The organism is Bacteroides finegoldii DSM 17565, assembly GCF_000156195.1.
GTDB lineage: Bacteria > Bacteroidota > Bacteroidia > Bacteroidales > Bacteroidaceae > Bacteroides > Bacteroides finegoldii.
Genome location: NZ_GG688319.1, coordinates 237,731 through 246,944, shown reverse-complemented (window position 1 = coordinate 246,944; position 9,214 = coordinate 237,731). Strand labels below are relative to the sequence as shown.

Genomic DNA, 9,214 nt, shown 5'->3' with positions numbered 1-9,214 from the left:
CCTCTTCAAGTGCGGATTTTACTGCATCTACTTGTTTGTTATATGGAGCTATGACGCCAATTTCATCTGTTTCATAAGATAGATTCGGTAGTACTTCTTCTTTGATAACATCTATTTTCCGTTGATTCATGTGGCTGCGGGAGTGGTTACCTTTGGCTGTCCGTATGGCACAAATGACATCCTCTTCTCCTTTATCACGTGTCATGATGACAAGATCTCCACCATAAAATTTCTGATTACAGAAGTTGATGATTCGAGGATGGCATCGATAATGTTCCCGTAACAAGGTCTGCGGTACAAATGACCAATCGGGGATAAAGTTTAGATGACTTCGATGGATGGCTCTTTCTCGTCCAAAATTGGCATATGTTTTTTAAGCGCTTCTATAATTCTTTCTTTTTTATCCGTTTTCATCATTCTCAGAATCAATTTAGGATATTCATTTGATGATAACTTTAGAATACCTGAAATTTGGAGGTGTAAGCTTTTCCGATTATAGATTTTCAGTAGGTTATCATAATCTTGTGATGTAACTATGGCATCAATTTTCTGTTTAGATTGGTTATATATTTGCGGAATATCAATAGAATTCACAATCTTTTGTGCTTGCGCCTCTAAAGCTTCCATTGTATTTTCACTAGGTTTTGTGTAACATTGAAGTTTATGGCGGATTTCTCTAGAACAAATAGAACATAGTTGTAAATCATATTCTCCTTTAAACTTGTTGAATAAAAACTGTTTTACCTGATTAAATGTTTCATTAGGTTCTAATGCTTGGTTCTCTGCCACTAGTTTTATTATATCCTCGATTAGGTATAAATTTTCGACTTCAGCCACATCTAGCGTGTAAATATTCGATTCCTTATAGCATGAAATCTCCGCTTCTGTCATATAATCACGATCTATTAGCCCTTTTATGCTGTAATTATGCATGTTTTTTATTCGCTCATTATTGAATGATTTTGTCATTTCTATGACTTTAGAGCAATCATGGCATGGAATTATGTTATAGTTACTGTAAACGAAAGGGTATAATTGATTATCGTAACTTCCTCTTTCTCCTTCGACAAATAGAACAGGTTTTCTATTGCCTAATACCTCAAACATTAAACTATCAGGAATATTTTCATCGGGATCTAATATTTTAATATCCTATCGGTTATTTCCAAAATATGACTTAACCCATATTTTAGTTGCTTCTTTTCTTGAAGCAGCAAAGTCTAAATCATGAGTTATATATATGAATGTTTTGTTTGGACAGAATTCTTCAATTTTATCCCATAAACGATACATAATAGATTTGTGCAAATGTATTTCAGGTTCATCTATTATGATTGTCATATCATTCGGCGCAATAAGGCATTGACCTAATAGATAAATTGTTACTCTTTCTCCATCAGACATTTCTTTGGCATGATATTCCTCTGATGAAGTAGTTTTGGCTTTTATCTTTGCATCCTCAAGAATAATTTGTCTATGAGGATATATAGCATTCCATATAGAAGTAATTTTGTCTATAATCATTTGTGGAACATCGGCTTTCGTTTCACCTCTTTTTTCTTTATCCTTACAGTCTATAACATAAGCTCTATCTTCTTTATTTAAACGGGCAAAGATAGCAGATAAAACGCTGTCATAATCATCTATTAGTTTAGTAGTTAATCCATTCTCAATTTTTGTAGGTTTATTGTTCACAGGTATGATTATAGACTTGTTACTCATTGTTTTTTTTGGATAAATTATTGTATTTGATGTTTGGTTCAGCAGCTATGGTGTATGAACTGCTTTCAGGAAACTCATATTTCTTCGGGGCTTTCTGATAAAGAGGTTCTGAATCATCATTATCCGTCCATTGTTCGCATTGACGAATGACTGTTTCCAAAGCATTAGCAGCTTCCTCGGGCGGATATTTATATTTCTTCAGCAACCGCTTTATCATTTTGCGCATTCCGGCTCTGGCAGATTCTTTTTTCTGCCAGTCAATGTTAGTTATCTCTTAATTTAGCTTCTATCTCTTCAATGGTAGGCATGGTACCTTCCACTTTTTCGGGATAGAACTTCTCCAGATCATATTCGGAAATACCCAAAGGTTGGCTGCTCGACTCCAAAGCATACTGGGCTTGTATGCGGTCTTTCTCTTTGCAAATCAGTAAGCCGATGGTTGGGTTATCCCGTCCTTCCTTACGCAGCAAATGATTGCAAGCCACCACATATCCACCTAATTGACCGATGTCGGCAAAAGCAAATTTGCCGATCTTTACCTCTACCACTACATAGCAGGAAAGCGAAAGATTATAAAAGAGCAAGTCGATAAAGTTTTCCGTTTCGCCTATTTCCAAACGATATTCTTTGCCCACATAAGCGAAACCTGTACCCAGTTCAATCAGGAATCGGGTAATGTTATTCAGTAGAGCATTTTTGAGCAATCGTTCATTGTAACGCCCAGTTATACCCGTGAAAGCAAAATTGTAGGGGTCTTTGGTCAACTCCTGTGCAAGGTCGCTCATCGCATCGGGCAATGTTTTTGTAAAGTTAGTCAGTGCCTTGCCCTGCCGCTCATAAAGGTCGGTGCTAATGAAATTGAGCAGCATACTACGACTCCAGCCGTTCTCCACCGTCTGGTGAACATAGAACAGAGCTTTGTCTATATCGTCTTTCACTTTATCCATTATCAAGCAATGGTGTCTCCATGGGACTTCAAATATTCCACCAACTTGGTGGAATAATTCCGTTTCATTTTTTCCACCAAGTTGGTGGAAAGTTTTCAGAGCATCCTTATATAACAAATAAAACTTCCTACAATAGTAGATATTACTCTTTGACAAACCAGCTGCATTGGGTATAGCTTCACGTAAATCTTTGCTCAATTGAGTGATAACACTTTCGCCCCAGCGTTCTTCTACGTGCAATTCAACAATGTCACGACCTAAAAGCCAGTTGAATTTCAACTGTTCCACATTAACTTTCACCGCTGCCTTTATTTGGCTTTGACGATAGCGACCGCAAAGGTCTTTCACCCATTGCAGATATTCTTTATCAAGTATGTTTATTGACTTGTTCATCGTAATCTATAATACTTCAGTTGCGTTAATTTTTAGTTCTCCTGACATCAGCTTCGGGAGAAGTGTGTCGCGCAGAATTGTTAACCTAATACTTTCCTGTTCATTTCTTAGTATTTGGTCGAAATACGGTTTATTTATCTGCCTATTTTTGTAAAACAGATGATTCTTATTGTTATATGTATTGTATCTTATCCGCATTTTAATTAATGTATTAAAAGTAGAAAATAATTTCCATTGTGCTGTCGTACTTTAAATGAGAAGTAAATGTAGGTATTATTATTGATGTAATTGTTATAGTTGGAGTAAAATTTATTCTTTTGGTTGTTAGAATATGCAGAAACTTCTATTCTAACAAAAAAAATGATTTGCAATGAGCATTCTAATGCAAGTTTAATACTTCGCTTAACTTATCTCCAATAATTTTTTTCTCATTACTACCTATAGTAGACAATCTCACCAATGGAATTCCGTACAACTCTAAGATACGATCCTTTTTAATATCACGTTCTGACTGACTCGTCCCCGATTTGTGGAATGTATAACCATCTGTTTCAATAGCCAATATCGGTTGTTTACTCACACGATTATAAATTAGAAAATCGATATGAGTATTTATATTTGCAGCATATTTGCTTTCCTCTTCATTCAATAGAGAATAATCCTGAATCAACATATAGAGTGGTAAATGGCAAATGATATTCAAATGACGCATATTGATATTTTCTTTCAGGATATCTTCAAGTAATGCAAATGTAAGATTCTCGGAATCGTATTCGGATATTTTTTTGTGCTTCTTCAAATAGGCAATTCGAGCATCTGTATATTGCTCATATAGATAATCGAATATAGAATGAATCTTACTGGTGGAAACAATGCCATTGTTATATTCGATATAAGCAATCAAATCGCTGATATTGCAGTCTTTGGGTTGTTCGTTTCCCGATACGACTAAATAGAATTGTGACTTAGCCCGCGAAACAGCAACATTGAGCAGGTTGGGATCGTCGGAAAAGGAAGTGATGATATCGTCGACAGTGGTCATAATGATAGCCTCCTTTTCTCTTCCCTGAAATTTATGGACTGTTGCGACATCAATATCCTCTTCAAGTGCGGATTTAACTGCATCTACTTGTTTGTTATATGGAGCTATGACGCCAATTTCATCTGTTTCATAAGATAGATTCGGTAGTACTTCCTCTTTGATAACATCTATTTCCCGTTGATTCATGTGGCTGCGGGAGTGGTAACCTTTGGCTGTCCGTATGGCACAAATGACATCCTCTTCTCCTTTATCACGTGTCATGATGACGAGATCTCCACCATAAAATTTCTGATTACAGAAGTTGATAATTCGGGGATGGCATCGATAATGTTCCCGTAACAAGGTCTGCGGTATATTCGGAATAACTTTGCAGATGGATTGCAAAAAACTCATATTGGCACAATCATATTCCGGCTTAATCAGGCACGCATTAGCGATAAAGTTTAGCTTTTCCTTATTTTCTTCCGTGACCACATTGGGAAGTTGCATGGTGTCACCGACAATGATTGCATTTTTAGCACATGACAAGGCTAAAGCTCCGGTTTCAACGGAAACCTGTGACGCTTCGTCCATAATGATATAATCATATACGGCATCTCGTTGCAGACTGCTTAATGATGAAAAGGTCGTACTTAAGATAATAGGGTATTCTTTCTGTACCTCTCGCCAATTATTTCTTAGATCAGGGAGCGTAAAGATGGGCTTGTCATGATTATTGCCATAGGTATGAAATAACTGATTCTTTAGATATTTCATTGATGTATCGGTCATTTGTCTAGCCATTTCTGCTGCATCTTTGTTGGCAAGTTCCTTTTCTAATGTGTCTATTTCAACTTCCAGTTCTGCATACTTTGTTTGGTAGAATAAGATTTGGAAGTCGGCGATAATCAAACTCATCTCCCGTTTATAAAAACCTTTATTGGGGATTTTACAAATCGCTTTGCTTCTGAATTTAAAGAAGAACCATTTCAACCGTTGAATAAAAGCTGCTATTCCCTGAAGACTTAATGATTGTTCTTTTTCTGCAAATTGCTGACATTCATTCCATAAATTCAGAAGGTCTGCCGAGCTGGAACTTTTCCGTTGTTGGAGAGTAATTTCTTTTGTTCCGAACTCTTGCAGATAATGTTGCCACTCTATTTTTAAAGCTTGTATTTCCTGTCTTGCCATGGCAAGGCGTTCCTGTTTGGAAAATATGCTTTTTAGTTCTTCGGTCTGATGATGTATCTGATTGAGAAATTGAGGTTGGTCGGCATCCGCATCATGCCATGACTCAAAGTTCTCCGGATATTGTTTTTCCTCTTCTTGAGTCTCGATGAATTTCTCTTTGTTAGCTGTGCTGCCAAGCAATGCAACAATGAATCCCATATCGTATTTGGATAACTTCTCAAGTACATTGACGATGGCGGAGTTATTATTAGATACTATCTGAACAGTCTTACCACGCACAAGGATATTGGCAATGATGTTCAGAATCGTTTGTGTCTTTCCGGTTCCTGGAGGTCCTTGCACAACACTGATTTGATTCTCAAAAGCTGCCTGGACTGCTTTTTGCTGGCTTGCATTACAACCGAAAGGAAAAATCAAGGTTGAGGCAGTCTGGGTCTGCATTTTATATTTTTGAGGATTCAGATATACAGCAATAGCTCTGTTGTTTGCGATGAAATGAATCTTTTCATATTGTTTTGCCAATAGCTTCGTTCCGTCATCAGCTTTCAATTCGTTCGCATCGGCAACTTTCTTCAAATATTCGAATATACTTTTCGAACGACTCTCTCCCAAGCATGATTCGATAATTTCTAAGTCCTTTTCTCTGTAATCATACTCTTTACCATTCAGAAAACGAATGTGCCAATAGTTGTGTGATCCGGCCTTAAAAATAGATAAGGCTTTGATGTTTGATAAAGTTCTCCCTTTACTGATTATTTGATAATTATTGGGGTCCGGTTTGTCCGGATCAGTCAGCCAAAGGACATTTTCTTCTTTGTAAGTATACGCACTGGGAACATTCCGGAATACTACCTTATAGTTGCCATTATGATTTTGGCAACTTTCTATTTCAGGAGTCTTGATTTGACCTTTTATAATAATCAGATTTTCGGAAGTATCTATCATAGGCTTGTGTGTAAATATAATAAGTCATGCTGCTGTTTTTATTTATTATTTAGGATATAAAAGTAAGAATATTTTCCAGAATATCAAAGCTGAAGTAGAAAAAACAGTGAATGACTTTATTCAGCTTTGTATTGTTATAAATATAGAGTGAGATTCGGTTTGGGAGTATTGAACGTGATAAAAGAGATTTGTTTTGCCAATGAAATCATTATCTTTGCAAGGTATATATTAATGAACGAGGAGGATATTATGCTTGCATACACATATATTGAACACGGAAAGTTTGAATTGCAGGAGAAAGCAAGACCGGAAATAAAGGATTCACGGGATGCAGTCGTGCGTGTAACACTTGGTAGCATCTGCACCAGTGATCTTCATATTAAACATGGCAGTGTGCCGCGTGCTGTGCCCGGAATAACTGTCGGGCATGAGATGGTAGGTGTGGTAGAACAAGTAGGAGCTGATGTCACTTCGGTGAAGCCTGGTGACAGGGTGACTGTGAATGTCGAAACTTTCTGCGGTGAGTGTTTTTTCTGTAAGCATGGATATGTGAATAACTGTACTGATCCTAATGGCGGTTGGGCTTTAGGTTGCCGAATTGATGGCGGTCAGGCGGAATATGTCAGAGTTCCTTATGCGGATCAAGGTTTGAACCGTATTCCGGATACAGTGAGTGATAAACAAGCTTTGTTTGTCGGTGATGTGCTTGCAACAGGTTTTTGGGCAACACGCATCTCGGAAATTACCAAGGAAGATACTGTTCTGATTATCGGTGCCGGACCTACCGGGATTTGTACTTTGTTGTGTGTGATGCTGAAGAAGCCAAAACGCATTATTATCTGTGAGAAGTCTCCTGAAAGAATTCGGTTTGTCCGCGAGCATTATCCTGATGTGTTGGTGACTGAACCGGAAAACTGCAAGGATTTTGTTCTCAAGAACAGTGACCATGGTGGTGCAGATGTTGTTTTGGAAGTGGCAGGGAGTGACGATTCCTTCCATTTGGCTTGGAATTGTGCCCGTCCTAATGCTATTGTCACGATTGTAGCCCTCTATGATAAACCACAGCTTCTTCCTTTACCTGATATGTATGGCAAGAATTTGATTTTTAAAACAGGTGGAGTGGATGGTTGTGATTGTGCCGAGATTCTCAAACTGATTGAGGAAGGGAAAATTGATACTACTCCTCTTATTACGCATCGATTTCCGTTGAATGAGATTGAGGAGGCTTACCGTGTCTTTGAAAACAAGTTGGATGGGGTTATTAAAGTAGCAATTTATAAATAATCTATTATGCCTATTATTGAAATATCATCTTTATCTCATCCTGGAGTTGAGATATTCAGTGCTCTCACTGAAGCTCAGTTGCGTTATCACATTGAACTTGATAAAGGGCTTTTTATAGTAGAAAGTCCGAAGGTTATCAAAAGGGCCTTAGAGGCTGGCTATGAGCCTTTGGCAATTTTGTGTGAACATAAACATATTATTGGTGATGCTTCTGATGTAATAGAACGATATAGTAATGATTTACCAGTCTATACTGGTAGCAGGGAATTGCTTTCTAAGCTTACTGGTTATGTTCTGACGCGCGGTGTCCTTTGTGCAATGCATCGTCCTATTTTACGTAGGGTGGAAGAAATCTGTCATGAGGCCCGGCGTATTGTCGTGATTGACGGCGTTGTTGATGCCACTAATATTGGTGCTATTTTTCGTTCGGCGGCAGCATTAGGGATGGATGCTGTATTGCTGAGGCGCAATTCTTGTGATCCGTTGAATCGCCGTGCGGTCAGAGTATCTATGGGAGCTGTTTTCTGTATTCCGTGGACATGGATGGACGGTTCTCTCTCTGATCTTAGTAATTTGGGCTTTCGTACAGCTGCTATGGCACTTACAGATAATTCGGTTTCCATTGATGATCCTATCTTGATGGCTGAATCTAAATTAGCTATTGTGGTGGGTAGTGAAGGGGATGGGCTCGCACATGAAACGATTGCTGAGGCTGATTACGTAGTCCGTATTCCGATGTCGTATGGTGTTGATTCACTTAATGTGGCTGCTGCGGCTGCTGTAGCTTTTTGGCAACTTCGCGTTCCGTAAGTTCTTTTCATTTCCCTATCTCTCCATTTATTCGTTTTCTTACTATGGAATATGCCTTTTGGAACAAAGCGGAATGTTCCATCGTCTGCATCATTTCATGGAAACGGTGTATTGGTATAACAAAGGTAAGCTCATTTGTCGGTATCAACGGACGTGCGGACGGATCTAACATACCGATAAAGCAACTTCGACCATTCTTCCGGTTCTCTTGTATGGCAAAGGTCACAATGCTACAACATCCCGATGCGAACCGTGTACATACAGCATCATCTGCATCGTTATCATAAAAAGCCCATGTACACAAGCCCGAAAGTATATCAGGTGTGGCGAAAAACAAAATACCTTCCATTTCATCGAGAGAGGATAGTTTATCCATACGGACAAAATTCAAATAAGGCTTATCCGTCAGGTGGATGTCTAAGCGATGTATGTATTTCTTGATTTGTTCGGGAGTCTGCTTGTAGTGTTCCGTTTCTGACACAAATTTGGGCAGCCTTTCTTGCATAGGGGCAAAGGCAGTGTACAGGCTTCCTCCACCGCACAGTACATTGTCGGCACTTAGAGTTAGTGAATCACCTTCACATACTTTGCGAATGCTACCTATCATGCAACGCGGTATTTTATTTATCTCTGTAACAGGTATATGGCTATATCCGAAAGTGACAGGAAGTGGAACTGCATTACCGAACGCCTCCTTATATGTTTGCAAGAATTTCTGTATCATGGTGTATCACATTAACTTTCTTCAAAGTTATAAGTTTAATTTCAATTTTCATCATGTATTGTAATAAAATACAGATTGAGATAAGAATTCCAACTTGTTTTTATCGAAGAATCTGCTGAGCCTAAATTTGGGTCAATGTAAAAACCTGAGGGGTAAATTTATAAATTGTTATCTTTG

At 38.2% G+C, this 9,214-nt stretch carries 7 protein-coding genes and 2 pseudogenes; 2 read left to right on the top strand and 7 right to left on the bottom strand.

Features of this window, described 5'->3' with window-relative positions; translation table 11 throughout:
* The 6 genes and pseudogenes from BACFIN_RS21555 to BACFIN_RS14690 form a co-directional block, all read right to left on the bottom strand.
* Positions 1-298, bottom strand: a pseudogene (locus BACFIN_RS21555) (AAA domain-containing protein); the annotation flags it as partial.
* A gap of 23 nt (positions 299-321) precedes the next feature.
* The gene (locus BACFIN_RS23215) at positions 322-1,107 is read right to left on the bottom strand and encodes a DUF4435 domain-containing protein (RefSeq protein WP_007750398.1); all 786 of its coding nucleotides are present in this window, start codon (positions 1,105-1,107) and stop codon (positions 322-324) included.
* Between the two features lie 45 nt (positions 1,108-1,152).
* Positions 1,153-1,722 (bottom strand): AAA family ATPase, encoded by a 570-nt coding sequence (locus BACFIN_RS23210; protein WP_007750397.1) that lies wholly within the window; start codon positions 1,720-1,722, stop codon positions 1,153-1,155.
* Positions 1,715-1,984 (bottom strand): annotated as a pseudogene (locus BACFIN_RS14680) (type I restriction enzyme endonuclease domain-containing protein); the annotation flags it as partial. The gene BACFIN_RS23210 and the pseudogene BACFIN_RS14680, both read right to left, overlap by 8 nt.
* Before the next feature lies 1 nt (position 1,985).
* Positions 1,986-3,062: a PDDEXK nuclease domain-containing protein gene (locus BACFIN_RS14685; protein ID WP_004316539.1), complete on the bottom strand. Its 1,077-nt coding sequence runs from the start codon at positions 3,060-3,062 to the stop codon at positions 1,986-1,988.
* A 379-nt stretch (positions 3,063-3,441) separates the two neighbouring features.
* Positions 3,442-6,219, bottom strand: coding sequence for an AAA domain-containing protein (locus BACFIN_RS14690; protein ID WP_007750383.1), 2,778 nt, complete (start codon positions 6,217-6,219; stop codon positions 3,442-3,444).
* A gap of 249 nt (positions 6,220-6,468) precedes the next feature.
* On the opposite strand from BACFIN_RS14690, the gene BACFIN_RS14695 reads away from it, so the two are divergent.
* Together BACFIN_RS14695 and BACFIN_RS14700 are read left to right on the top strand one after the other, a co-directional pair.
* Complete coding sequence (locus tag BACFIN_RS14695; RefSeq protein WP_032839376.1) at positions 6,469-7,503, top strand: alcohol dehydrogenase; 1,035 nt, start codon at positions 6,469-6,471, stop codon at positions 7,501-7,503.
* A gap of 6 nt (positions 7,504-7,509) precedes the next feature.
* Positions 7,510-8,313 (top strand): TrmH family RNA methyltransferase, encoded by an 804-nt coding sequence (locus BACFIN_RS14700; protein WP_007750380.1) that lies wholly within the window; start codon positions 7,510-7,512, stop codon positions 8,311-8,313.
* A gap of 7 nt (positions 8,314-8,320) precedes the next feature.
* Here BACFIN_RS14700 and BACFIN_RS14705 read toward each other — a convergent pair whose 3' ends face one another.
* The gene (locus tag BACFIN_RS14705) at positions 8,321-9,037 is read right to left on the bottom strand and encodes a DUF169 domain-containing protein (RefSeq protein WP_007750378.1); all 717 of its coding nucleotides are present in this window, start codon (positions 9,035-9,037) and stop codon (positions 8,321-8,323) included.
* Positions 9,038-9,214 lie beyond the last annotated feature (177 nt).